The sequence below is a fragment of the Sorangium sp. So ce375 genome (assembly GCF_051473855.1).
Classification (GTDB): Bacteria; Myxococcota_A; Polyangia; order Polyangiales; family Polyangiaceae; genus Sorangium.
The window spans coordinates 5,452,749-5,477,158 of sequence record NZ_CP150335.1 but is presented as its reverse complement, the minus strand read 5'-3'; the positions used below and the strand labels follow the sequence as shown (position 1 = coordinate 5,477,158).

The 24,410-nt window shown below is 71.4% G+C and carries 16 protein-coding genes; 10 read left to right on the top strand and 6 right to left on the bottom strand.

Annotation, left to right across the window (positions count from 1 at the left end; genetic code table 11):
• Window positions 1–14 precede the first annotated feature (14 nt).
• Window positions 15–1,361, top strand: coding sequence for an acetyl-CoA carboxylase biotin carboxylase subunit (gene accC / locus WME90_RS20325; protein ID WP_437282821.1), 1,347 nt, complete (start codon window positions 15–17; stop codon window positions 1,359–1,361).
• Between the two features lie 209 nt (window positions 1,362–1,570).
• Window positions 1,571–5,410 carry an FAD-dependent oxidoreductase gene (locus WME90_RS20320; protein WP_437282820.1) on the top strand — a complete coding sequence of 1,280 codons (3,840 nt, stop codon included), beginning with the start codon at window positions 1,571–1,573 and terminating at the stop codon, window positions 5,408–5,410.
• A gap of 130 nt (window positions 5,411–5,540) precedes the next feature.
• Here WME90_RS20320 and yhbY read toward each other — a convergent pair whose 3' ends face one another.
• A complete protein-coding gene (gene yhbY / locus WME90_RS20315) occupies window positions 5,541–5,843 on the bottom strand; it encodes a ribosome assembly RNA-binding protein YhbY (protein WP_437282819.1) in 303 nt (100 codons plus the stop codon).
• 367 nt (window positions 5,844–6,210) lie between these two features.
• Here yhbY and WME90_RS20310 point away from each other — a divergent pair, with 367 nt between their 5' ends.
• The 3 genes from WME90_RS20310 (at window position 6,211) to meaB (ending at window position 8,498) form a co-directional block, all read left to right on the top strand.
• Window positions 6,211–7,005: an arginyltransferase gene (locus tag WME90_RS20310; RefSeq protein WP_437282818.1), complete on the top strand. Its 795-nt coding sequence runs from the start codon at window positions 6,211–6,213 to the stop codon at window positions 7,003–7,005.
• Window positions 7,006–7,055: 50 nt separating this feature from the next.
• On the top strand, window positions 7,056–7,355 hold the full coding sequence (locus tag WME90_RS20305) for a hypothetical protein (protein WP_437282817.1): 300 nt from the start codon (window positions 7,056–7,058) through the stop codon (window positions 7,353–7,355).
• A 66-nt stretch (window positions 7,356–7,421) separates the two neighbouring features.
• Window positions 7,422–8,498 carry a methylmalonyl Co-A mutase-associated GTPase MeaB gene (meaB, locus tag WME90_RS20300; RefSeq protein ID WP_437282816.1) on the top strand — a complete coding sequence of 359 codons (1,077 nt, stop codon included), beginning with the start codon at window positions 7,422–7,424 and terminating at the stop codon, window positions 8,496–8,498.
• Window positions 8,499–8,549: 51 nt separating this feature from the next.
• Here the strand turns inward: meaB and WME90_RS20295 are convergent, their stop codons facing one another.
• The 3 genes from WME90_RS20295 to WME90_RS20285 all read right to left on the bottom strand — a co-directional run bounded on the left by WME90_RS20295 (window position 8,550) and on the right by WME90_RS20285 (window position 11,063).
• Window positions 8,550–8,843, bottom strand: coding sequence for a hypothetical protein (locus WME90_RS20295; protein WP_437282815.1), 294 nt, complete (start codon window positions 8,841–8,843; stop codon window positions 8,550–8,552).
• Between the two features lie 143 nt (window positions 8,844–8,986).
• Entirely contained in the window at window positions 8,987–9,775 is a 789-nt protein-coding gene (gene nth, locus WME90_RS20290) for an endonuclease III (protein ID WP_437282814.1), read from the bottom strand.
• 121 nt (window positions 9,776–9,896) lie between these two features.
• Window positions 9,897–11,063 carry a Fic family protein gene (locus WME90_RS20285; RefSeq protein WP_437282813.1) on the bottom strand — a complete coding sequence of 389 codons (1,167 nt, stop codon included), beginning with the start codon at window positions 11,061–11,063 and terminating at the stop codon, window positions 9,897–9,899.
• On the opposite strand from WME90_RS20285, the gene WME90_RS20280 reads away from it, so the two are divergent.
• Window positions 11,044–11,868: a hypothetical protein gene (locus tag WME90_RS20280; protein WP_437282812.1), complete on the top strand. Its 825-nt coding sequence runs from the start codon at window positions 11,044–11,046 to the stop codon at window positions 11,866–11,868. The two genes, WME90_RS20285 and WME90_RS20280, sit on opposite strands and share 20 nt — an antisense overlap.
• Before the next feature lie 173 nt (window positions 11,869–12,041).
• Here the strand turns inward: WME90_RS20280 and WME90_RS20275 are convergent, their stop codons facing one another.
• Window positions 12,042–17,339 carry a protein kinase domain-containing protein gene (locus tag WME90_RS20275; protein ID WP_437282811.1) on the bottom strand — a complete coding sequence of 1,766 codons (5,298 nt, stop codon included), beginning with the start codon at window positions 17,337–17,339 and terminating at the stop codon, window positions 12,042–12,044.
• Between the two features lie 299 nt (window positions 17,340–17,638).
• Here WME90_RS20275 and WME90_RS20270 point away from each other — a divergent pair, with 299 nt between their 5' ends.
• The 4 genes from WME90_RS20270 to WME90_RS20255 all read left to right on the top strand — a co-directional run bounded on the left by WME90_RS20270 (window position 17,639) and on the right by WME90_RS20255 (window position 23,423).
• Window positions 17,639–17,938 (top strand): FtsB family cell division protein, encoded by a 300-nt coding sequence (locus tag WME90_RS20270; RefSeq protein WP_437282810.1) that lies wholly within the window; start codon window positions 17,639–17,641, stop codon window positions 17,936–17,938.
• A gap of 213 nt (window positions 17,939–18,151) precedes the next feature.
• Window positions 18,152–19,798 (top strand): hypothetical protein, encoded by a 1,647-nt coding sequence (locus tag WME90_RS20265; RefSeq protein ID WP_437282809.1) that lies wholly within the window; start codon window positions 18,152–18,154, stop codon window positions 19,796–19,798.
• 613 nt (window positions 19,799–20,411) lie between these two features.
• Window positions 20,412–21,965, top strand: coding sequence for a pre-peptidase C-terminal domain-containing protein (locus WME90_RS20260; RefSeq protein ID WP_437282808.1), 1,554 nt, complete (start codon window positions 20,412–20,414; stop codon window positions 21,963–21,965).
• Window positions 21,966–22,310: 345 nt separating this feature from the next.
• Window positions 22,311–23,423: a DUF1566 domain-containing protein gene (locus WME90_RS20255; protein ID WP_437282807.1), complete on the top strand. Its 1,113-nt coding sequence runs from the start codon at window positions 22,311–22,313 to the stop codon at window positions 23,421–23,423.
• Window positions 23,424–23,513: 90 nt separating this feature from the next.
• Here the strand turns inward: WME90_RS20255 and WME90_RS20250 are convergent, their stop codons facing one another.
• On the bottom strand, window positions 23,514–24,392 hold the full coding sequence (locus WME90_RS20250; protein WP_437282806.1) for a class I SAM-dependent methyltransferase: 879 nt from the start codon (window positions 24,390–24,392) through the stop codon (window positions 23,514–23,516).
• Window positions 24,393–24,410: the final 18 nt, after the last annotated feature.

Below are 24,410 nucleotides of genomic sequence, written 5' to 3'. Positions count from 1 at the left end.
CGGGCGAGGGTGCCGTGTTCCAGAAGATCCTGATCGCCAATCGCGGCGAGATCGCGATGCGTGTCATCCGCGCCTGCCGCCTGCTCGGCATCCGCACGGTAGCCATCCACTCCGAGGCGGACGCCGCGGCGCTGCACGTCCGGTTCGCGGACGAGGCCGTGTGCGTAGGCCCGGCCGAGGCGTCGAAGAGCTACCTCAACATCCCGCAGATCATCGCGGCCGCCGAGGTCACGGGCGCCGACGCGATCCACCCGGGGTACGGGTTCCTCTCGGAGAACGCGAAGTTCGCCGAGCTTTGCAAGAAGTGCCGCCTCACCTTCATCGGGCCGACCGCGGAGGCGATGCGGACGTGGGGCGACAAGGTGTCCGCGCGCGAGGTCGCCAAGCGCTTCGGCATCCCGATGCTCAGCGGCACCGGCGTGCTCAAGAGCGCGGCGGACGCGGCCGAGCAGGCCGAGCGCGTCGGTTATCCGGTGATCCTGAAGGCGTCCGGCGGCGGCGGCGGCAGGGGCATGCGCATCGTGCGCGAGGCCAGCGAGGTGCAGCGCTCGTTCGAGATCGCGACGCAGGAGGCCCTCAGCGGCTTCAAGAACCCGGACGTCTACCTCGAGCGCTACGTCGAGGCGCCGCGCCACATCGAGTTCCAGGTGCTCGCGGATCAGCACGGGGGCGTGTGGACGCTCGGCGAGCGCGAGTGCTCGCTGCAGCGCCGGCACCAGAAGGTGATGGAAGAGTCGCCCAGCCCGGCGATGGACAACGAGAAGCGCTCGCAGATGGGCGACGTCCTCCGGAACGCGATCCTCGAGACCGGCTACACCGGCCTGGGCACGCTCGAGTTCCTGATGGATGAGCGCGGCGAGCTCTACTTCATGGAGATGAACACGCGCGTCCAGGTCGAGCACCCGGTCACCGAGATGGTGACCGGCGTCGATCTCGTCGCGCAGCAGATCCTCGCCGCTGCCGGCGAGCGCCTCTCGCTGCCCGACACGCGGCCGTGGAGCTTCCGCGGTCACGCCATCGAGTGCCGGATCAACGCAGAGGATCCTCGCTCGTTCGTGCCGTGGCCGGGCCTCATCACCGAGTACCACTCCCCCGGCGGCGTCGGGATCCGCGTCGACTCCGGCGTGTACGGCGGCTTCCGCGTCCCGAGCTCTTACGACTCGCTGGTGGCCAAGGTGATCGCGCACGGCTCGAACCGGGCCGAGGCGATCGCCAGGCTCCGGTGCGCGCTCGACGAGTTCATCATCGGCGGCATCCGCACCAACATCCCGCTGCACCAGGCGCTGCTGCGCGATCCGGACGTCGTCGCGGGCAACATCTCGACCCACACGATCGAGCGCGTCGTCTCGCAGGGATTCTGACGCGACGCACCGGCGGTCATCCTCGCCGATGAGCGCGCAGCCGTTGCGCGCGCGCCCCGCTGGTGAGCGCGGGGCGAGGCCGATGAATGTTGCCCGAGCGACAGGTCGCAGGTGCGGCCCGTGCTACTTTAGGTCGCTCTCGAGGCTGCGTGGGCAGGCCCCTCGTCGGGTGAGCTAACCACTTGAAATAGAAAGCATTTGCCGCGGGTATGGAAGCGAACGCTGGAGTGCAGGCTGACTTCTCTTCGTGGGTGCAGGCGACCTCCGATGCCTCCGAGCTCGAGCTCGGGCTCCCTGGTTTCGGCTACGCCGATCTCTTCGACCCTGCGAAGCTCGCCGAGCTGACGGAGCGCTTCGAGGAGTATTTCCACGCGGCGGACGAGGGCGCGTTCGCGCGCTTCGACGCGTACCGGGCCTCGCTGCGCGCGGCGCAGGCGGAGGGCTCCCGCGCCGAGGGCGGCGGCGCGGGCCGGCCAGCGCTCACGCCGGAGCAGGTCTCCGAGGCGCTCCTCGCGGCGGCGCCCCACGTCGGCCGCTTCGTGGCGATGCTCTTCCGGGTCGAGCGGGAGACGCAGGCGCAGATCGACGCGACGCTCGAGCGGAGCGCGCTCTGGGACTTCAAGCGCGAGTTCTCGAAGAAGCGGCTTTTCAAGCCGAGCCCCGGGAAGGCGTGGCGGGGCACGCACGTCGAGGCGGCGCACGCGGCGCGGAGGTCGCTCGCGGCCATGGGCGCGCCCGCGAGCCTGCTCGACGGCGGCTCCGCCGCGGAGGAGCTCGCGATCGCGCGCGCGACGCTCGCCCTGATCGAGGTCGACGAGATCGCGCGCAAGGCCGCGAAGGCGGGCGGCGCGAGGTGGACCGACGAGCTCCGCGAGCGGGCGGCGAAGGTGCGCGCGGCGCTGCGGGAGGACCCGGCGCTCGCCGAGAGCGTGGCGCCGGCGGCGGCGGTCGCTGGCGCGGAGCCGACGGAGGCCGAGGACGGGGCGGTCGTGGCGCTCGCGCTCGACGCCGTCGAGGCGTGGCTCGCGGCGCGCCGCGCGGACGAGCACGATCCGGCGCGGCGGTGGCCGACGCTGAAGGCGCCGCGCACGCTCGACTACCAGGAGCTCGTCCAGCTCCAGAGGAAGGGCGCGGACGGCGGCCCGGGCTCGGCCGAGCTCCTCGTCGGGCCCGAGCACGAGCGGAGGGAGCGCGACGGCTTCGTGCTGACCGACCGGCGCGCGCCGCCGCGCGAGGTCGAGAGCCAGGTCGACTACTGCCTCTTCTGCCACGATCGCGACAAGGACTCGTGCTCGAAGGGCCTGCGCGACAACAAGACCGGGGCGATCAAGGCGAACCCGCTCGGCGTCGAGCTGAACGGCTGCCCGCTCGACGAGAAGATCAGCGAGATGCACACGATGCGGGGCCGGGGCGAGTCGATCGCCGCGCTCGCGCTCGTCTGCGTCGACAACCCGATGTGCCCCGGCACCGGCCACCGCATCTGCAACGACTGCATGAAGGCGTGCGTCTTCCAGAAGCAGGAGCCGGTGGACATCCCGCAGATCGAGACCGCGGCGCTCACGGACGTGCTGTCGCTCCCGTGGGGCCTCGAGATCTACGGGTTCCTCACGCGGTGGAACCCGCTCGACGCGCTGCGGCCCCACGCGCTGCCGTACAACGGCAAGAACGTGCTCGTCGTCGGCCTCGGCCCGGCCGGCTACACCCTGTCGCACCACCTCACGCGGCAGGGTTTCGCGTGCGTGGCGATCGACGGGCTGAAGATCGAGCCGCTGCCGGTCGAGCTCACGGGCGACGAGGCGCGCCCGCCGCGGCCGGTCAGGGATTTCAAGCGGCTCTACACCGAGCTCGACGAGCGCGTCCTCCTCGGCTTCGGCGGGGTGAGCGAGTACGGGATCACGGTGCGATGGGACAAGAACTTCCTCACCGTCCTGTACATCACGCTCGCACGGCAGCGGCTGCTCCGGATCTACGGCGGCGTGCGGTTCGGAGGGACGATCGATCTCGACGACGCCTTCCGGGTCGGGTTCCACCACGTCGCGATCGCGGCGGGCGCGGGGCGTCCGACGATCATCCCGCTCAAGAACAACCTGGCGCGAGGCATCCGCAAGGCGTCGGACTTCCTGATGGCGCTCCAGCTCGCCGGGGCCTACAAGCGCTCGGCGCTCGCGAACCTCCAGGTGCGCTTGCCGGCGGTGGTGATCGGCGGCGGCCTCACGGCGATCGACACCGCGACGGAGCTCGCCGCGTACTACGTCGTGCAGGCCGAGAAGACGGCCGACCGGCTCGACGCGCTCGTCGCGGAGCGCGGCGAGGCGGCCGTGCTCGCGATGTTCGACGAGGAGGAGCGGGAGTTCCTCGCCGAGCAGCGGCGCCACGCGGAGGAGCTCCGCGACGAGCGCGCGCGCGCCGCGCGCGAGGGGCGTCCGCCGCGGTTCCAGGGCCTCATCGACGCCTGGGGAGGCGTCTCGCTGGTCTACCGGAAGCGGCTCATCGACTCGCCGGCGTACCGGCTGAACCACGAGGAGGTCGCCAAGTCGCTCGAGGAGGGGATCCGCTACGTCGAGAACCTCGCCCCGGTCGAGGCTGTGCTCGACGAGCGCGGGTGCGTCTCGTCGCTCGTCTTCGACCGGCAGGAGATCGTGGACGGCAAGTGGCGGAGCGCGGGGCAGGCGGTCTCGATCCCCGCCCGCACCGTGTGCGTCGCGGCCGGGACGAGCCCCAACGTCACGTACGAGAAGGAGCGCCCGGGCTCGTTCGTGTTCGACAAGTGGCGGCAGTTCTTCCAGCCGCACCGCGCCTACGTCGACGAGGGCGGCGCGCTCAAGGTGGAGCCGGCCAGGCCGAAGGAGGGCTTCTTCACGAGCTACAACGACGGCGAGCACGCGGTGAGCTTCTACGGCGACAACCACCCCCACTACGCGGGGAGCGTCGTGAAGGCGATGGCGAGCGCCAAGGACGCGTACCCGTCGGTCGTCGCGCTGTTCCGCCGCGACATCGCCCGGCTCGGCGAGGAGCCGCAGGCCGCGCGCGACGCGCGGCGGCGCGACCTGTTCGCCCGCCTCGATCACGACCTCTGCGCGGTGGTCGAGCGGGTCGAGCGGCTCACGCCGACGATCGTCGAGGTGGTCGTGCGCGCGCCCGCGGCGGCGCGGAAGTTCGAGCCAGGGCAGTTCTACCGGCTTCAGAACTACGAGGTGCGCTCGCCGGTGATCCGCGGCACGCGCCTCGCGATGGAGGGCCTCGCGCTCACGGGCGCGTGGGTCGACAAGGAGAAGGGGCTGCTCTCGCTCATCGCGCTCGAGATGGGCGCGTCCTCCCGCCTGCTCGCCGCGCTGCGCCCGGGCGAGGACGTCGTCGTGATGGGGCCGACCGGGACGCCCACGGACATCCCCGAGGGGGAGACCGTGCTGCTCGCCGGCGGCGGGCTCGGCAACGCCGTCCTGTTCTCGATCGCGAAGGCGCTGAAGGCGCGCGGCGATCGCGTGATCTACTTCGCCGGCTACAGGCGGGGCGAGGATCTCTTCAAGCAGGACGAGATCGAGGTGGCGACCGACCAGGTCGTCTGGTGCACGGACGGCGGCGCCGAGATCGCCCCGCGGCGCGCGACGGACCGCCACTTCCGCGGCAACATCGTCCAGGCGATGAGGGCCTACGCGGAGCGGCAGCTCGGCGGCGAGCTGGCGGCCCTCGCGGAGGTCCGGCGCATCATCGCCATCGGCTCGGACAAGATGATGAACGCCGTGCGCGAGGCGCGGCACGGCGTGCTGGCGCCGCACCTGGATCCGAAGCACGTGGGCATCGCGAGCATCAACTCGCCGATGCAGTGCATGATGAAGGAGGTCTGCGCGCAGTGCCTCCAGCGGCACGTGGATCCGGAGACGGGCAAGGAGACGCTGGTCTTCTCGTGCTTCAACCAGGACCAGCTCATCGACCACGTCGACTTCAAGAACCTCGCCGCGAGGCTCCGGGCCAACACGGTGCAGGAGAAGCTGTCGAACGCCTGGCTCGATCACCTGCTGGCCGAGCGCCCCACGCTCCGGCACGTGTGATGGTGCGCGGGGACCTCGGCGGTCCGAGGCCCCCGCCGCCGCGGGACGTGTGAAGGCGGCCTCGGCGGCGCCTCGTCCGATCGAGGCGCCCGAGGCCGCGCACGGGGCGGGCGTGCGCGGGCGCTCGCGGTCAGCCGCGCGCGGGCAGCGTGATCTTCGGCTCCTTGGGGTGGCGCCGGTACAGGAGGATCGTCCGACCCAGCGTCTGCGCGACCGCGGCGCGGAGCCGCTCGGAGAGGGTGTCGGCGACGTCGTCGAGCTCGTCCGGGCACTCGGTGCCCAGGCGTATCTTCACGAGCTCGTGCCGCTCCAGGGCGGCGTCGGCGGCCGTAACGACGCCGTCGGTCAGGCCGGCCTTGCCGAGCTGCACGACCGGGTCGAGGTGATGCCCCAGCGCGCGGAGGTGGCGGCGCTGCTTTCCTGTCAGATCCAAAGCGTTCGGCCTTTCTTGAGGCGCTCGCGCGATTCGGGCGCTCGATGGTCGATGGGACGCCCCTGTCGCGGTCGCGCGCGGGGTCATACCGGCCTCCGGGCCAAGCGAAAAGGGCGCGCCGCGCGGGCGCCGCATGCAACGTGCGAATCGCCCCAGGCACCGGAGCCGGCAGACCCGGGCATGCGTGAGTGATGGGTGGGTTTGCAGGGGTATGTGTGCGACAAGGCCCGGCGTGACGCAAGCGGGCGCGGCTCTCCAGGGGCTCCGGGCCGCTCTGGGTTTTGCTTGACGTGGCCGAGCAATAGGCATCCCCTTGATCTAGCGGCCGGCAGCTCGAGGGGAGCTCGAGCGCCCGGACGACACCGACATGGGCTCATCGAGCGAGCGAGATGCGGTAGCGGGGCAGGACGCCGAGCTCCTTCGGCCGGACGAGGGAGCAGACCCGATCGAGCTCACGGTCCACGACGAGGTGAGCCCCTGTCCGTACCTGCCCGAGGCCGAGGCGCGGATGCCGCTGCGCGTGCCCATCCGTCCGCTCACGCGCGCGGAGTTCGACCGGAGGCTCGTCGCGGGAAACCGTCGCCACGGCAAGCTGCTCTACCGCACCCAATGCCCCTCGTGCCGCGCGTGCGAGCCGATCCGGATCATCGTGCACGACTTCGTTCCCGGCCGGACGCAGCGCCGTGTGCTCCGCCGCGGCGAGCAGGTGGTCGACGTCGAGATCGGCCCGCCCGTGACCACGCGAGAGAAGATCACGCTGTACAACCGGCACAAGTACGGCCGGGGGTTGATGCGCGACGACGGCCCGCTCGGCGCCGCGGGGTACGAGGCGTTCCTCGTGGACAGCTGCTGCGAGACGTTCGAGATGCGCTATCGCGTCGGCGGCCGTCTCGTCGGGGTCGCCGTCGTGGATCGGGGGCTCGAGTCGCTGTCTGCGGTCTACTCGTTCTACGAGCCCGAGCTGGAGCCGCTCAGCCCCGGCGTGTTCTCGATCTTGAAGCAGCTCGAGCTGTGCCGTTCCTGGGGCCTCCGGTACCTGTACCTCGGCCTGTACGTCGAGCGTTGCTCGCGGCTTGTCTACAAGGCCCAGTACCTGCCGCACGAGCGGCTCATCGATGGCCGCTGGCGGCGCTTCGAGCGGCGGCCGCTTGCGGCGCCCTAAAAAGAGCTCGCCGCTGGATTTCGCGAGCGCTCCGCTTCAAGAAAGCTCCCATGTTGAATCGCGCGCTCGCGTTCACCTCGTGCGCTGTGCTCTGTGCCCTGCTCGCCCTCGCGTGCGGCGAAACGAGGCCGCTCTACGACGCCGTGGGCGGCGCCGGGGGAGCCGGCTCGCCGTCGAGCGGGGAGGGCGGAACAGGCGCTGGGTCGTCCGGTGAAGGAGGTCAGACCGGCGGCGGCGGTGTGGCCGGCAGCGACGGAACGGCGGGCGGCGGCGTGGCCGGCGGCGACGGAACGGCTGGCAGCGGTGGTGTGGCCGGCGGCGACGGAGCGGCGGGCGGCGGAGAGGGGTAGGCAGGCAGGCGCCGTGTCGCCCGCGGGCCGGTTGTGTCCCGGCATCGCCGGGCCTAAGCCGCTCGCGTGCATCCGCTCGCAGAGAAGGTCCTCGCCCGCGACATGCGCGCCACGGCGCGGGTCTGCCGGCTCGTCGACGACCGGGCCGGCGACCATGCCGTGATCCTGAAGGATCTGTTCCCTCATACCGGCCGCGCCTGGGTGCTCGGCGTGACGGGGAACCCGGGGGCAGGCAAGAGCACGCTCACGGATCGGCTGATCAGCGTGTTCCGGGGGCAGGATCGCCGGATCGCCGTGGTGGCGGTCGATCCCACGAGCCCGTTCACCGGCGGCGCCATCCTTGGCGATCGCATCCGCATGCAGGCCCACTTCGGCGATCCCGATGTGTTCATCCGGTCGCTGGCGACCCGCGGCGCCCTCGGCGGGCTGTCGCGCTCGGTCGTGGACGTCGTGCGGGTGCTCGACGCGTGGGGCGCGGACGTCGTGCTTGTCGAGACCGTCGGCGTGGGGCAGGACGAGCTCGAGATCACGCGCATGGCGCACACGACCCTCGTCGTCGCGGCGCCGGGGATGGGCGACGAGGTGCAGGCGATCAAGGCGGGCATCCTGGAGTGCGCCGACGTCTTCGCCGTGAACAAGGCCGACAGGGACGGGGCCGACGCGGCCGTGCGCGATCTGGAGCTCATGATCGCGCTCGGGGGCGAGGTCGCCGCGGCTTCCGGGCGGGCGCGCGGGCACAGCGCCGCGGCGCTCCACGCCCGCGCGCCGGGGTCGCCACCGCCGGGCAACGCGCCCGTCGAAGGGCCGTGGGAGCCGCTGATCGCCCGGACCGTGGCCACGCGGAACGAGGGCGTGGCCGCGCTCGTAGACAAACTGGAGGGGCACCGGGCGTGGCTGTTCGGGACCGAGGCCGGCGCGGCGCGCCGTGACGCGCGCCTGCGCGAGGCGATGCACGTGCAGCTCCGCGACGCGCTCACCGACGCCGCGGTCGCCGCGCTCGGTCCCGCGCTCGATGCGGCGGTGCACGCCGTCGCGCGGCGCGAGGTCGACCCCTACACGGCGTCGGAGCGGCTCGTCGAGGCGTTCCGCAGCGCGGGCGCCGTCACGCCCGCCGGCGCGGCGGCGCCGGGCGGCGGGACCTGAGCCAGCGGCGAGGGGGCCGGGTGGCTGTCACCGGGCGAGCGCGCGGCAGCTCTAGTCGATGCACCGATCCAGCGCCTCCCTCTCGTACTTGCAGGAGGTACTCCACTTATCGCCGTCGCAGCTCCAGGTATCGTCCTCGCAAGCGAGGAGATCGTCGTACCGGTCGACACAGTCGCGGCGATCGGCGTCTGCATACCTGTCATCGTAGCGATTGAGGCAGTCGCCGTACTCGCGGTCGCTGCACCCCTCGCAGTCGCATTTGTAGTCGCAGAGATCGTCCTCCTGAGGGCTGCACGCGGCAGTGAAGAAGCAGGCAAGGGCGAGGATCGTGTGCGAGGCCTTCATTCGCCCAAGGCTATCCCGCGTCGTCGGCGTCAGCGCGACAAACAGCTCGCTGGGCGGGCCGAGCGACGGTGAGCCGCGCTTGCCTGCTTCCACCGTCCGTCTGTGCGCTCGACACCCAGCAATGCGCACAGCGTGGATGACGCTCACGGCGCCGCGTCGCGGCGGCGCGGCGGCTTGCGCCCCACGTTCTCCGCGTGGAACGCGCTCGGGCACGCGTCGCTGATCCCGCAGCCTCCACACGCTGGCTTTCTCGCGAAGCAGATCCGGCGGCCGTGGAAGATCAGGGTGTGGGACAGCATGTCCCAGTCACGCCGCGGGAAGAGCGCCGCGAGGTCGCGCTCGATCTGGTCCGGCTTGTCGCTCGTCGTCCAGCCGAGCCGCTGCGACAGGCGCTGCACGTGGGTATCGACCACGACGCCCTCCGGCGCTCCGAAGGCGACGCCGAGCACCACATTGGCGGTCTTGCGCCCGACGCCAGGCAGCTTCACGAGCTCCGCGAGCGTCCTCGGCACCTCCCCGCCGTGCCGCTCGATGAGGCCCCGCGCGAGCCCCACGATGTTCCTCGCCTTCTGGTTGAACATGCCCATCCCGAGCCGCCTAAGGAGCGCGCCCACCTCGGCGGCATCGGCGCTGGCGAGCGCGCGGGCGTCCGGATACGCGCCGAACAGGTGGGGCGTCACCTTGTTGACGAGCACGTCCGTCGTCTGGGCGCTGAGCACCGTCGCGACGAGCAGCTCGAACGAGGATTTGTGATTCAGCTCGCAGTGGGCGTCGGGGTGCAGCGCGCGAAGCCGCGCGAAGGTGGCTTGCGGTGCGCTCGACCGCGCGCGGGCTGGCGTCGGCTGAGCCGCGTCGACGACCGCGGCCGCCTTCTTGGGCTTTGGCGCGCGCGTCTCTGCCGCCGCGGATGCGGCCTTGTTCGGCCGCTTCACCGGAGCGGCGCCGCGCTCGCCCCGGTGGCGGCCTGCGGCGCGGACAGCGCCGGATTCGGGCGGTCGGCGCGCGCCCCGCCCAGCCGGGACGAGGTCTCGCGCGCGACCGCCCTCCGCCGTCTCAGCTGACGAAGGCGCGCTTCCGCGTCTCATGCTCATCGAGGAGCTTCTCGACGCTTGCGAGCGCGTTTTCCACCGACTCTTGCACCATCTGCAGCACCGTCGTCGCCGAGCCCTTCAGCGCCTCGTAGTAGCGCTGCCGCTCGGTCGAGTGGATGATCGACGGAGGCAGGCCGGTGCGGAGCAGCAGCATGTTCATGAACAGCCTCGCGACCTTGCCGCTGTCGTTCGGGAACGGATAGACCCGCAGCAGATCGTAGTGCGCGCGCGCCGCGATCCGGATGCCGTTCCGCGTCTTGCGCGTCTCGGGATCGTTCAGCCAGTCGATGATCTGACGCACCTTGTAGGCGATCTTGTCCGGCGGAGCGTACTCGTGGAAGTAGAGCCGGTGCTGGGGGATATCCTTGCGGTATTTCACCGTCTTGAGATCCCCCTCCTCCGGATGGAGGATCAGGTACAGCTTCTTCATGCAGTCGAGCGTGATCGGGGCGCGCTTGTTCTCGCCCTGCTCGCGCACGTACGCGATGGCCTCCTTGTGCCGCCGGATGTCATCGTACGTCGGCTGAAGGCTCGAGTCCGTCACGAGCGGAGCCGGGCCGGCGAGGGCCGCGCGCAGCTCGTCGAACGTGTAGACCACCCCCTCGAGCGCGCTGTCGTGGTAAATCCACGACATATCGAGGCTGTCGATGTAGCGCCGCCGGAAGTCCTCGGACTGGGCGTTCAACCGCTGCTCGATGATCGCGCTGCGCTCCTCGATGGTGGCTCGCCGCGGCGGCGGCAGCATCGGCAGGGGCAGGGTGACGACCCGCGGCGCCTCCCGGAGCGGAACGCGGCGGCGCTCGATCGGCGCGCCCGCGCTCTTCCCCTTCGCCCCGCCCGGCCGCACGCTCTTCTTGTCGGCGACCGGCTTCTCGCTCGCGCGCTGCGGCCTGTCGCTCGCCCGGCGCGGGCGCTCGGCCTCGACCGGCTCGGCCTGCTCCCTGCCGTCCTTCAGCTTCAGCTTGTCCTTCAGCTTCAGCTTTTCCTTGAGCTTCGGCGGTTCGTCGAGCTGCAGCAGCTTCTTCTTGCGGAGCTTCGTCGGCTCCGCCGCCGGCGCCTCGATCGCCCTCTCGGAGCGGGCCGCGATCTTCCTCCTGACGAGCCTCGGCTTGGCGACCTTGACCCGCACGAGCCTCGGCTTCGTGGCCTTGACCCGCGCGGTCTTCGCCTTTGCGGCCTTCGCCTTGCGTGTCCGCCCGGCGACCGCTCTGGTCTTCGCGGCCCTGGTCTTCGCGGCCCTGGTCTTCGCCGCCTTCGGCTTCGCGACCCTGGCGCGCGTCACCCTGGCCTTCGTGGCCTTGGCCCTCGCCGTCTTCGCCCGCGTCGCCCTGGCCTTCGCCGCCCTCGCCTTGACCTTCGTCGCCCTGGCCTTCGCCCTGGCTTTGGTGGTCCTCAGCTTGGCGGCGGCGCGCGTCGACTTGGCCTTCGTCCTGGCCGCTGCCTTCTTCGCCTTGGAAGCGCTGGTTCGCTTGGCGGCCGCGCGGGTGGCCTTCTTCGCCCTCCCCACCGCCGCCTTTTTCCTCGCGCCCGTACGGGTTGCCCGCGCCGGTGTGCGCGCCGCCTTGCGCCGCGCCGGGGCCGCCGACTTGCGGGCGGTTGCCCGTTTCGTCGTGGTTTTTCGGCGCTTTGCCGCCTTTACGGCAGCGGTGCGTCGCGCAGCAGGACGAGAGGACGCGGCCTTCCGCTTCGGTTTGCGGGCAGCAGAGCGGGCGGCAGGCTTCGCCTTCCGCGTCCGCGCTGTCGAGGCAGCTCGCCTCGAGCTTGCCGCGCTCGCCTTTGTCGCTCTCTTCCGGTCTTTTTTCGAAGTTTTTCGGGTCTTCTTTGCCGCCATGGGCGTGCTTTCACACAATCGCTCAGGCTGCCCGCTGCCACGCTGCGGCGAGCTAACATACGATCGAAAGGGCCTAATGCCGGCCAGCAGCCTAGCAATTTGAGGATTTATCCGTCAACCAGTCCGGTGCGGAAGTGGGCAGGAAGCGACATGCCGCCGCTGGATCGTCGATGATCCAGTGCACCCGCCCCGCCAGGCCCGGCTCGCGGCGGTCCCGGCGCGTGTACCGCGTGATTCCCGAGCGGGAGCGAGCCCGAGGCGGCCGAGGCCCGGAGCTCAGCTGTCGATGTTGATGCCGAGCCGCCGGCGGATGGCGAAGTACTCCTCGCTGGCCGCGTAGAGCGTGAGCTCCTTGAGCCTCTCCTTCTGGGGCACGGCGGCGCTCGCCTCGTCGGCCGCCTTGATCATCTCCTGCGCCAGCTCGAGGTCGTTGGCGAGGAGGAACCCCGCGCGGTCGGCCGTCAGGTCGACGCCGGACACCCAGCGCTTCAGGTCGATGGCGCCGGCCTGGAGCAGCTTGGTCACGGCGCTCGCGAGCTGATCGCGCGCCGGCCCGACGAGGATGGGCTCCAGGACCGCCAGGTCGTCCATCACCGGCCCCTCCAGCTCCTTCGTGATCGGGAACGTGGGCGAGATGAGCTTGATCGCCGCGAACAGCCAGGCGCGCAGGCCAGTGCCCGTCGGCACCAGGTGGCGGAGGTACATGCCCGGCCGGTAGTACGTGAGGTGGCGGGCGGCGATGAACGCGGCGGCTTGCGTGGGCAGGTCCATCTGGAGCGCCGCGGCGCCGAGCACGATCGCCGGCACGTGCGCGTGGAGGAACGAGACGCCGCCGCCGTCGTTCGGGTCCTGGAACGTGAGCGGCGGCTCGAGGCCGAGGACACCCGCGGCGTAGTAGAGCGTCTGCGACATCGGGTAGGGGTGGCGCGAGAGATCGAGCTGGTAGGCGAGCTGGTAGCCGAGCGCCTCCAGCGGCTGCCCGTTCTTCCTGAGCACGGCCGGCTCGATGACGCCGAAGACCGAGGTCAGGAGCGGGTCGGCGTCGGGGTGGACGAGCCCGGTCGCCCATGCGTCGTCGTCGAGCGGCTGCTGCGCGGCCGCGGCCGTGTCGGGGCGCAGGCGCCGGAAGAAGCGCTCCTCGTCCGGCTCGGCGGCGCTCAGACAGCAAAGCACCTGGCAGAGGCAGAAGGCCGCGTCGGCCTGCTTCGCCTCCGTGTACAGCTTCCGCAGCAGCCGGTACGCGTCCGGCTTGTACGGGTTGCGCCTTACGATCGGGATCTGCGCGGCCACCGCCTTGTCCAGGTACTCCGCCGGGTTGCTCGCGTAGAGGTTCGCCAGGAGCTCGTTCCGCTCCTCGCTGTCCGGATCGAGCGTCTGCGCCGCCTCGTAGGCGTCGATCGCCTCGCTCGTCCAGCCGAGCTTGTCTTTGTAGAGGGCGCCCAGCCGGTCGAACGTCTCGAGCATCTTCGCCGTGTCGTTCTCCTCGGTCGCTCGGTCGAGCTCGACCTTGAGCAGGCGCTCCACCTCCTCGTGGTCGCCCTTCTCGCCGCGGAGCTCGATCGCCTCCGCGAGCGCCCGCGTGAGGGACGGGTCGAGCGCCAGCACCTCGTCGTAGAACGCGGCGGCCCGGTCGAGATCGCCGAGCTGCCGCGCGCTCACGATCGCCGCCGTGTGCAGGTACTTCGCCTTCTGCCGGCTGTCGTCGATCTTCGCGGCGAGCTTGAGGACGATGTCGATGAGCTTCGACCAGTCCTTCTCCTCGCTGTAGAGCTGCATCAGCTTGGTGAGGATCTTCCGGTCGTCCGGGCGCTCGTCGAGCGCGGCCACGTAGCTCTTCGCGGCGCGCGCGCGATCGTGGAGGTGCGCCGCGAGCAGGTCGCCGATCTCGAGCAGGATCGCGCTCCGCTCCTCGCCGGTCACCACGTCCAGCCGCCGGTGCTTGAGGCGCACGACCTCTTCCCAGTCCCCCTTGGCCTCGAAGACCCGGGAGAGCAGGGCGAGCGGGGCAGGGGACTCCGGGAGCAGATCGGCGGCGTCGTTCAGCGCGGCCACCGCGCCGTCCGGGTCGCCGGCCGCGAGCCTCGCCTCGCCGAGCCCGAGGAGCGCCTCTGCCCGCTCGCGACCCGGCAGGCCGGCGCCGAACCGGTCCACGAGGCGGCCGTAGAGCTCTGCGGCCTGCTCTGTCCGACCCGCGTCGAGGTTGACCTTCGCGGCCCGCGAGATCGCCGCGGGGTCGTCCGGCGCGAGCGCGAGCAGCGCCTGCACGGTGCCGATCGCCTTGCCGCTCGATCCTGTCTTGCCGAGCGCGTCGACGTAGCGGAGGAGCAGCTTGAGCCCCTGCTCCTTCGGCAGGGCGTCGACCCGGCTCGCCAGCAGCTCGTAGTGCCGCGCCGCCTCGAGGAAGCGACCCGCCTCGAACGCGAGATCACCCGAGATCACGAGCCCCAGCACGCTCGTCGGATCGAGGTCGACCGCCCTCGTCGCTGCCTCGACGGCGCGCGCGTCGTCCTTGAGGCGCTCCCGGAGCAAGAGCGCCATCTCGCCGTAGAGGCGGCCCTTGGCGAGGTTGCCCTCCGCGACCTCGGCCTCGCGCGCGATGAGCTCGACGGCGCTCGTCGCGTCGCCCCGCGCGAGGTACGCCGCGCGCAGCGCCGAGGACGCGCCCGCGTTCTGCGGCTGCGCGTCGAGGGCCATCTTGTAGCGCTCGATCGCCCCGTCCCGATCGCCCTTCTCCTCGAGCATCTTCGCCGCGCGGATCCAGAGATCGGCCCTGCTCTCGGCGGTCTTGGCCGCCGCCGCGAGCGACTCGATCGCGCTCAGCGCCGCCGCCGCGTCGCCCGTCGCCGCCCGCACGTGCGCCAGCGACTCCAGCGCCCCGGCGTGGTGCGGATCGATCGCGAGCACCCGCTCGTACGCCTTGCGGGCGCGCTCGGGCGAGCCGATCTGCTCCAGGAGCACGCGCCCCATCGCGAGCAGGATCTCCTCCCGGCGCTTGTCGTCCGGCACGATGCCGAGGTGCCGCTCGTAGAGGGCCACCACGTCCTCCCACCGATCGAGGGCGCGGTAGTGCCGCCCGAGCGCGGCGAGCGAGCCCTCGTGGGCGCCGTCGATCGCGAGGATCGCCTCGAGGGCCTCGGCCGCCCGCGCGTGGTCGAGGAACTCCTCGTCGTAGATGCCGGCGAGCCGCTCGTAGAGGTTGATCTTCTGGCGCGGCGTCGCGCTGACCTCGATCTGTCGCTGCAGGTTCTCGAGGAGCGCCGCGTAGCTCCCGGCGCGGCTGTGGATGCGATCGAGCCCGCGCAGGGCCGTCAGGCTGGCCGGATCGAGCTCGAGCGCCGCCTCGTAGCGGCGCGTCGCCTCGCCCAGATCGCCGAGGCGGTCCTCGTAGAGCTCGGCGAGCTTGCACATCGTGTCGACGCGCTCCTCGCCCCGCAGCGCCTCCGCGCGCCGCTCGAGGATCTTGGCGTAGCCGGCGTGGTCCTCGGCGCGCCGGTAGATCCTGAGCAGCGCCTCGCAGGCCCTCGTGTGCCCGGGGTCCTCGGTGAAGATCTGCTCGTACAGGTCGCGCGCGCGGCCCGCGTCGCTCAGCTTCGTCTCGAGGAGATCGGCCGCCGAGGCGCGGAGGTCGCGCGCCTCTCCCGGGGTCGCGGCGCGATCGGCCCGCGAGAGCAGGACCTGGACGAGCTCCTGCCACTGCTGGGCGCGGCGGTAGACCTGCGAGAGCCCCTCCAGCGCCTTCTCGTTCGCGGGGTCGAGCCCGAGCACGAACTGGAAGCACGGGATCCCGAGGTCCGCCCGCGCGACCTTCTCCGCATACCAGGGCCCGAGCCGGTTGAAGAGCGCGAGCTTCGCCTCGGCCGGCATCGCCTCGTCGGTGCTCGCCTGGCTCAGGATCTGGAGCGCCTCGGACCAGATCTTCATGTCGTTGCCGGCCGCGCGCTCCAGGTCGACGGCGTACGCGTCCTGCTCCGGATCCTGGGCGAGCGCCTGGGCGAAGGCGAAAACCCCCTGGTCCTTGTCGTCGAGATCGCGCACGTACAGGTGCCCGATCTCGTTCAGCGCCCGGGCGCGCTCCCCGGCGCCGTCGGCGCGCTCGCTCCGCTGGAGGAGCATCTCCACGAGCTCCTCGTGCTTGCCCAGCGCCTTGCGGAGCTCCTCGAGCGCGCTGAAGGCGATGTCGTCGCCCGGGGCGAGCTCGAGGAGGCGCAGGTAGACCGCCTCCGCCTTGTCGTGGAGCCGTCCCTTCTCGTAGATCCTGGCGGCCCGGAAGTGCAGGAGCTTCTTCGCCGCGGCCGCCTGGTCGTCGCCCTGGCCGGGCGCCGAGGCCGCGTCGATCTGCTCGGAGGCCATCACGAGCGCCTCGGCCACGCGCCCCGGGTCCGCCCCCCGATCGACCGCCGCCTCGACGGCGAGCGCGAGCTCCGTGTCCGTCGGGCTCGCGACGAGCCGATCGATGAGGTCGTTCAGCTGCGCGTCGTCGATCGCCGCCTCCTTCTGCTGCGGCTTGCCGAGCGGCTCGATCGCGTCGAGCGCCGCGCGCGCCCCCCTCGGCCGGGCGTCCGGCGATTTCGCGAGCAGGCGCCCCGAGAGCTCGTCGGCGTCCTTGCCCACCCAGCCGCGCGGCGCGACCGCGCTCGGCGACGGCGGCGGCTCGATGAGGTGGGCGACGGCGATGTCGACCGCGGCGGCGCCCGAGAACACGGGCTTGCCCGTGAGGAGCTCGAAGAGCAGCGCGCCGAAGGCGTAGAGGTCGGTCGCGGGGCCGACGCTCTCGCCGCGCAGCTGCTCGGGGCTGGCCGCCTTGACGAGCTCAGGGCTTGCCCACCCGGCGCCGAGGCGGTCGCCGCCGATGTCGACGAGGACGGGGTGCGGTTGCCCGTCTTCGCCGCGGGTCACGAGGACGTTCTCGAGCTTGAGCGCGCCGTGGACGAGGCGCTGCTCGTGGAGCGCGGCGAGGCCGCTCAGGACCCCGCGGAGCAGCGGCTTCGCCTCGTTGATGTGGAGCGGCCCCGAGCGCGCGAGGCGCGCCGAGAGCGGCAGCCCGTCGACGTGCGTGTACGCCACGAACGCCCGGCCGCCCACGATCCCTGCGTCGACGCCGCTCGCGAGGTTCTCGTGGTGCACCTGCGCGGCCAGGCGGACGTGGGTGAGGTACCTGCGCACCGCCCGGCCGTCCCGCGCCGCCTCGCGCCGGAGCACCTTGAGCGTCCGCGGCTCGGTCCCCCGGGTCGCCGCGTAGACGAGCCCCCGGGGACCCTCGCCGATTTTTCTCGTGATGATGTAGTCGCCGAACGCCTCGCCGGGCCCGATCTCCTCGGGCAGGCCGAGCCCATGGGCGCCGAGGGCGCGGACGCGCGCATCGACCTCCGCGCGTGAGGCGATGACGGCATCGATCAACGCGTCGATGGCGTCGAGCTCCACGCAATGATCCGTGAGCGCGCGCGCGAAGGAGGCCTTGGAGGCGCTACCCCCGATCTCGGCCGGGCTGAAGCCGAGGAGGTCGGACGACAGGGCCATCATTTCATCGAGCGAAAAGAGGCGCTCGAGCTCGCCTCGGACGATATCAAGGGACATGGGACTCCTCGGGCCGAGCCCTCGTGCCGGCGTTGCGCGCGCAGCGGACCTACCGGACGGCGGGACGTGGGTCATGCTAGCGAAGCTTGCGGCTTCCTGCGACATCGGGCGTTCCCCTGCTTTGAAGGGCGCTCCGGCGGCGCGCAGCGCGACGGCGGCGCTCGACGTGGGCGAAATCGCCGCGGCGCGCGGGGCTGTGCTCACCGCGCCTGCCCGGCCGCGAGGCCAGCTGAAAGATAACGCGGAGTTGCAGGAACCCTGGAGGAAAGTTGACAGGAGCGCAGGTGACGTGCGAGCGGATGTCTGTGCGTCGATTAGCGCAGTTCCTGGAGCGGACCCTCCCCATCGCGGTGCTCATCGTGGCCGTCGTGGGCGCCCCGATCATGATCTTCTCGCCGCAGGGGCTGCCTCGCTTGCGGGAGCTCGAGAGAGAGCTCGCCGACGTCGAGGAGGAGAATGCCGAGGTCGGGCGGCAAATCGAGGCGCTCCGCGGCAAGGTGGCGCGCCTGCGCGACGACCCGACCGCCGTGGAGAGGATCGCGCGCGACAACCTGGGTCTCGTGCGGCAGAGCGAGGTGGTCTTTCAGTTCTCCCGCTGACGACTCCGGGCTTCCTGCCTTCCCCAGCCTCGCTGTGACCTCGAGGCGGTGCGGCTCTCGGAACCCTCACGCCGCCGCTGTCTCCTCATGCAGGGGGCCTGCATCTCCTTACAGGCGGATCCGGCGAGCCGTCCTCGCGACGGCGCGGCGTCCGTCTCGACCGAACGCGGGGCGCAGCACGCTGGCAGCGTCCTTTCTGGTATTGTGCAGCGAGTGTCGCTAGACCTGGGCCGCCTCCTCATCTCCGCTGGCGCCGTCTCCAAGGCTGAGGTCGAAGCCGCCCTCTTCGTGGCGGTCCTGCGGGGCATCCCGTTCCCCCGCGCCCTCATCGATCGCGCCGCCATCAGCGAGCGCGCCCTCGAGGAGGAGCTCGAGCGCCACGGCGGCCTCGCGCTCCGGCAGGTCGTTGGCGCTCGCGAGCTCGTCGCGCGCTTGCCGCGCGCCATGTGCCGCCGCCTCGGCGCCGTCCCGATCCGCATCGATCCGGGCGCCGGCACCGTCGACGTCGCGGCGGCCGATCCGCTCGACCGCCACATCGCCGACGAGTTCAGCTTCCACCTCGGCGCGCCGGTGCGCATCTTCCGCGCGCCCGTCACGGCGATCGAGGAGGCCATCCGCGCCCTCGAGCTCGACGAGCGGGAGCAGGTCCCCTCCCGCGCGCGGCGCGCGACCCCGGCGTTTCCGCACGGCGCGCCGCAGTCGACCATCCCGCCGCCGCCGTCGTGCGACGTGCCCATCCCGCTGATCCGGCGCGCCTCGGTGCCCTCGTTCGACGAGCCGATCCTTGTCGAGACGCCGAGCGGCAAGCCAGGCCACCGCAGGGCGGCGCACAACGGGCACGCCCTGTCGGCGGACGCGCCTGCGGCGCAGGAGGACCCGATCCTGCCGCTCCGCCACGCCAAGGCGGCGCCTGGCGCGCGCGGCCCTCGCTCGAGCGCTCGCCGCCCACCGGACACCGAGCGCGGCGCGGGCGGAGGAGCGACCGGGCGTCAGGCGGCGGCTCTGCGCGCGCCGGCGGCCCCGCCGCCCGCCGTCTCGTTCCCGCCGCCTCCGCCCGTGGAGATCTCGCCGCCCTTCAAGCTGCTCGCCTCGATCTTGCCCCAGGCCTCGCCTGGTCCCGACCGCGCGCCGGACAGCGCTGGGAGGGAGCCGGCGCCCTCGACCCGACGCGTCGGTCGGCTGCCGCTCGACGCGCCCTCCGGCCTCGCGCCGCTCTCGCGCCGTCGCTCGGTCGACCCGCGCGCGGAGGTCCCGTCGCCTGGCGGTCCAGGAGGTCGCCCCGAGGGCGCCGCGCCCCCGTCGAGCAGGCGATCCGGGCGGCTCCCGGCGCTGCCCCCCGCGCCCGAGCCGGAGCTCACCGATGCCCTCGACGACGACCCGCCGCCGCAGCCGTTCGTCGACCTGAGCGACGTCATCGACGCCCTGTACCTCGCGCGCACGCGCGACGACGTCATCCGGCTCGCCCTCCGGGGGATGCGGCTGTTCGCGTTGCGCGTCGCCATCTTCGCCGCGCACCGCGGGGTCTTTCGTGGGTTCGCCTGCAACGCGGAGTTCGGCGACCAGGAGGCGCTGCGGAAGCTCACCCTCCCGATGGATCAGCCGAGCGTGCTCGCCACGGCCGTGGCGACCCACCTCTACGTCGGCCCGATCCCCGGCACCCCCACCCACGCGCCGTTGCTCGACGTCATGGTCAACCCGAGCCTCGACGTCGCCGCCGTCGCCGTACAGGTCGTCGGCCGGCCCGCGATGATCCTGGTCGCCGATCGGATCATCGACCCCTCGAGCGGATCGCGCCGGCTGGTCGAGCTCGCGGGCGCCGTCGGCGAGGCGTTCAGCCGGATCCTGTCCGCGCGCGGGTGAGCGTCCCGCGCGGCGCGCCGCGCGGGGTGTGATCTCGATCGGTGGCGATCCCGTCCACCGGGCAGGGCGCGACGGCGCAGGCGCTCGTCGTTTTCTTCTTCATCCCGCACGCCGCGGCGCTGCGCGCGCCAGGCTCGACCTGCGCGACACCGGCGGCGCGCAGCGATCGCTTCGTCGACCTCCGTCGCCGGCCGCGCCGGCGTTCGCGAGGTGGTCGCGCGTCTTCGGCCGCCGCTGCACCTGCGGCTGCACCCATGCGCCCGTGCCGCAGCCATGGCGTTGCAGGAGTGCGTGGCAAGGCTTTCATCCACGCAACATCGGCAGGGAGATCCTGATGCCTGTCGATGTGCAAGTGCGCGTTGCTGGAGCTCGCGGAGTATTATTTTCCAGTGTATCTGTTCGGTACGATCTGCTGATTTCGCGTGTGAAAAGAATTTTCCTGTGACGTGAGAACCTCGTCCACTCTCTTCGAAATTTTTTACATTCGTGAACCCTTTTTATGAACGGCGGTCAGATTTGGCTATCCGACTGAGGGTCAAATCGGGTTAAGGCATTTGGGTCTCATCGAGTTCGCGTGGACAGCGTGATTCGCCACCCCCGAAAGGAGCTCCAAATGCATCCTGCAAAGCCGCAAGAGAGCAATGTGATCACCCGTAAGCTCGCTCTGGTGATCGCTGGTTTGACCGCTGCCGCGGCCGGTTGCTCGGCAGACGTCGGCGGCGCCGACACCGAGGAAGTCGGCACGAATCAGCTGCAATTTGAGCGCTTCGAGCGGACGGTGTTCCGCGAGCCTGACACGGGCATCTACATTGTTAACGGGGACACGCCGGTCGTAGATATCAAGCATCTGCGCGAGTTCTGGGAGATGCATGTGCGCGATGGTGCGCTGATCGTCAACCAGGAGGGCGGGCAAGACGTCATCTGGACGGCGGAGCAGCGGCGCAACCTCTCCTACTGCGTGAGCCAGAGATTCGGGGGCAACTACGAGGCGGTGGTCACTGCGATGGCGGATGCCGTCAAGGCGTGGGAGGACGTCACCGACGTCGACTTCATCCATGTCGAATCTGCCGACTCGAACTGCACGGCGAGCACCAGCGGGGTCCTGTTCGACGTGAACCCCGTGAACACGGGCGGCCAGTACCTGGCGCGCGCCTTCTTCCCCGGCCAGTCGCGGTACTCGCGGAACGTGCTGATCGACGGGACCGCCTTCGACAGCACCCGGCCCACGCTCACGGGCATTCTCCGCCACGAGCTAGGGCACACCCTCGGCTTCCGGCACGAGCACACCCGTCCTGAGTCCGGCACCTGCTTCGAGGACGACAACTGGCGTGCCCTCACCGAGTACGACGGCGCGTCCGTCATGCACTATCCCCAGTGCAACGGCACCGGCGACAGCACGCTCGTCCTCACGGAGAAGGACATCGCGGGCGTCCAGTCGCTCTACGGCGCTTCGAGCGGAGACGGCGGAGGCGACGGAGGAGGCGACGGAGGAGGCGGCGGAGGCGGCGGAGGCGGAGGCGGCGAGCCGACTGGGAAGCCGACCACCGAGAACTTCAGCGGCCACCTCGACCGGGGAGCGTTCGAGACGGTGGGGCCCGCCGACGGGTTCGAGGTCGTGCCCGGGACGACCCTCACCGTCGCCATGACCGGGAGCGGAGACGCCGATCTCTTCGTGAAGTTCGGCGATGCGCCGACGGCGAGATCGTTCGATTGCCGGCCCTACCTCAGCGACGCCAACGAGACCTGCACGCTCGACGTGCCCGAAGGCGAGACGAGGGCCTTCGTCAAGGTGCACGGCTTCACGGCGTCGACCTATGAGATCGAGGTGCGCTACTCCGCGCCGGCGGCGCCCGAAGGCGGCGGCACCGCGACGTCGACGAGCTTCGAAGGCAGCGTCGCGCGGCGCGAGACGGCGTCCCACGGGCCGATCTCGGTCGTCCCGGGCACGACCTTCAAGGCCGTGATGAGCGGCACGGGGGATCCCGATCTCTACGTGCGGTTCGGCGAGCAGCCCACCCTGAGCAGCTTCGACTGCCGGCCTTACCTCGACGGCGCGGACGAGACGTGCGAGCTGACGGTCCCGGAAGGGCAGTCGGAGGCCTTCCTCCTCGTGCAGGGATACTCGGCCAGCACGTACACGGTGAAGGTCGACTTCACGACGCCGTGAAGCGGCGGCCCCTCGGCCCGCAAAGGCGGAGCGGGCGCCGGACCTGACAGAAACAGAAGAGATCGTCGCGGCGGAGAGGCACCGAGGTGCGTGGGCTCATACCCACTCTCCGCCGCGCGTCGTGCTTCTATCCTGCTCGCGTCCCGTTCACGGACCGGGCGGCCCGCGCGGGCGGCGTGAGCGCCGCAAGGGCAGACACGGACAGCCGGGCGCGCGGGGGGAACGAAGCGGCAGGCGGCCGCGATGGGAGCTGCTGCGCGAGGTGCGTGCGAGGAAGTCGACCCCGGCGCCCCGGTGGATGATAGGCTGCTGGCCCGGATCCTCTCCAGGCGCCGCCGCTTGCCCATGCCGAACAAGACCCCTCACGTCCTTCGCTTCACCTGGCTGTTGGCCGCGCTGCTCGTGGAGTCCATCACGCTCGCAGGGTGCGTTGGAGAGCCCTTTCACATCGGGAACGGCTCCGTGGGAACGACCGGCGGCGGCGGTGGCAGCGAGCCGATAGGCGGCGGCGGCAGCGAGCCGATGGGCGGTGGCGGCGCCGGCGGAGGGACGGGCGGAGGGCCGCCGCCCGTGCCGGTGACGTGGCCGGACTCGCCGACGACGCACTGCTCGGACGGGACGGCCGTGCTGGAGGTGTGCCCAGGACCCTCGGCGCCCTTCTTCGGGCAGGACGGGAACTACGAGATCGCCGTCCCCTCCTACACAGAAGCCGACGGCGCGGTGAAGGACTCGGTCACCGGGCTCACCTGGGAAAAGGTGGCGGAGAACGGGATGTTCACGCTGGTCGGCGCGCAGCAGCACTGCGAGGCGCTCGGCGCCCAGGGCATCGGCGGCCTCTCGGACTGGCGCCTGCCGACGCGGCGTGAGCTCGTCTCCATCGTGGATTTCGGCCATACCACGGCGTTTCCAGACATCTTCTTCACGTCCACCCAAGAGAGCTTCTACTGGTCCGTGACCGACGTCGCCGCGGACAGCTCGTTCGCATGGGGCGTGCTGGCCGGCGATGCATCCCTGGGCTTCTTCCCGAAGGACGATACGGCCGGCGCGCGGGCGCTGTGCGTCGGAGGCGTGAAGGGGATCACGCCGCCCGAGCTGTCGATCGGCGAGGACTCGGTGCTCGATCAATCGACGGGGCTCGTCTGGCAGCGCCACGCCTCCCAGACCCGGTTCATCTGGAGCGACGCGCTCGCGCACTGCGAGGAGCTCGCCATCGCCGGCAAGAGCGACTGGCGGCTGCCGAGCGCGAAGGAGCTGCTCTCGATCGTCGATGATCGGCGATCCGGGCCGGCGATCGACCCGGAGGCCTTCCCGGGGACGCCGTCCGACGTCTTCTGGTCGTCGACGCCTGCGATCGCCAGCGCGGAGAAGGCCGTCCTCGTCAACTTCGCGAACGGCGCATCGCAGGACCACACGGTCCGCGATCGGCGGCTCACCCGCTGCGTTCGCTCCGACGGGTGAGCGCCGCCCACGCCCCGAAGGGTGGACCGGATTCGCGAGCGCCGTCATCGCCCGCCCGCCGCCACGGATGAGCCAGGCCGCCGCGGCCGCTCAGCCCCCGGGCTTGACGAACTTCAGGACGAAGCGGTCGCTCGTGCCCCGCTTGTCGCCCGCCACCATGGGCGAGGCGTTCCAGTCGCGCGTGTCCGCGGCGCTCCGGAGGAAGGTCGCCTCGGCCGCGAGCCGGAAGCCGGCCCGCTCGATCTCCTCGCGCACGACCTTCTCCTCGATGCGGTGGAGCGTCTTCACCTCGGTGACGCCCGTCCCGTCGCGCCCGGCGTGATCGATGATCGCGAAGACGCCGCCGGGCTTGAGCGCGCGGAAGACCGCGCGGTTCATCGCGGCCCGATCGGCCTCCATCCACACCGTGTCGTGGTAGAAGAGGACGAGGAACACGGCGTCGAGATCTCGCGCCTCGGGCGGCAACGGATCGTCGAGCTCGCGGTCGACCCGGACCACCGGCTTCATCACGGGCTTCTTGAGCCGCTCGCTCCACGGCTTCTCGGCGAAGCGCTCGAGGACGAAGCGGTTGTTCTGCGCATAGACGATCCCTCCCGGTCCGACCGCCCGCGCCAGGAGCTCGGCCGAGTAGCCGCCGCCCGCCGCGAGCTCCGCGACCTTCATCCCGGGTTGGATGCCGAAAAATGCGAGCGTCTCCGCAGGCTTACGACCGGCATCGAGCGCCCGGTCGGCGTCGGCGCGATCGGCGGCATCGACGACGGCGCGCACGGCAGCAGGCACCTCGACCGAGGTGACCTGCGACGGCGCCGAGGCGACCGCGTCGCCTGGGGCGGCGGCCGCCGCGGCAGGCGCCGCGCTCGGCTGAGCCGGAGGTGCAGCAGGCGGAGGCGGCGGAGCAGCGGGCGGCGTGGCGCTGCACCCGGTGAGCGTGGCGAGGGCCAGGGCGAGGAGGGCGTGAGAGCGTCGCATGCCGCGCTGCTACCCGAG

Excerpts from the sequence above, each read along its gene's own strand:
- WME90_RS20270 (WP_437282810.1), top strand. The coding sequence starts at position 17,639 with ATGTCTGTGCGTCGATTAGCGCAGTTCCTGGAGCGGACCCTCCCCATC.
- WME90_RS20305 (WP_437282817.1), top strand. The coding sequence starts at position 7,056 with ATGTTGAATCGCGCGCTCGCGTTCACCTCGTGCGCTGTGCTCTGTGCC.
- WME90_RS20295 (WP_437282815.1), bottom strand. The coding sequence starts at position 8,843 with ATGAAGGCCTCGCACACGATCCTCGCCCTTGCCTGCTTCTTCACTGCC.
- WME90_RS20255 (WP_437282807.1), top strand. The coding sequence starts at position 22,311 with ATGCCGAACAAGACCCCTCACGTCCTTCGCTTCACCTGGCTGTTGGCC.
- WME90_RS20250 (WP_437282806.1), bottom strand. The coding sequence starts at position 24,392 with ATGCGACGCTCTCACGCCCTCCTCGCCCTGGCCCTCGCCACGCTCACC.
- WME90_RS20275 (WP_437282811.1), bottom strand. The coding sequence starts at position 17,339 with ATGTCCCTTGATATCGTCCGAGGCGAGCTCGAGCGCCTCTTTTCGCTC.
- WME90_RS20320 (WP_437282820.1), top strand. The coding sequence starts at position 1,571 with ATGGAAGCGAACGCTGGAGTGCAGGCTGACTTCTCTTCGTGGGTGCAG.
- WME90_RS20260 (WP_437282808.1), top strand. The coding sequence starts at position 20,412 with ATGCATCCTGCAAAGCCGCAAGAGAGCAATGTGATCACCCGTAAGCTC.
- WME90_RS20310 (WP_437282818.1), top strand. The coding sequence starts at position 6,211 with ATGGGCTCATCGAGCGAGCGAGATGCGGTAGCGGGGCAGGACGCCGAG.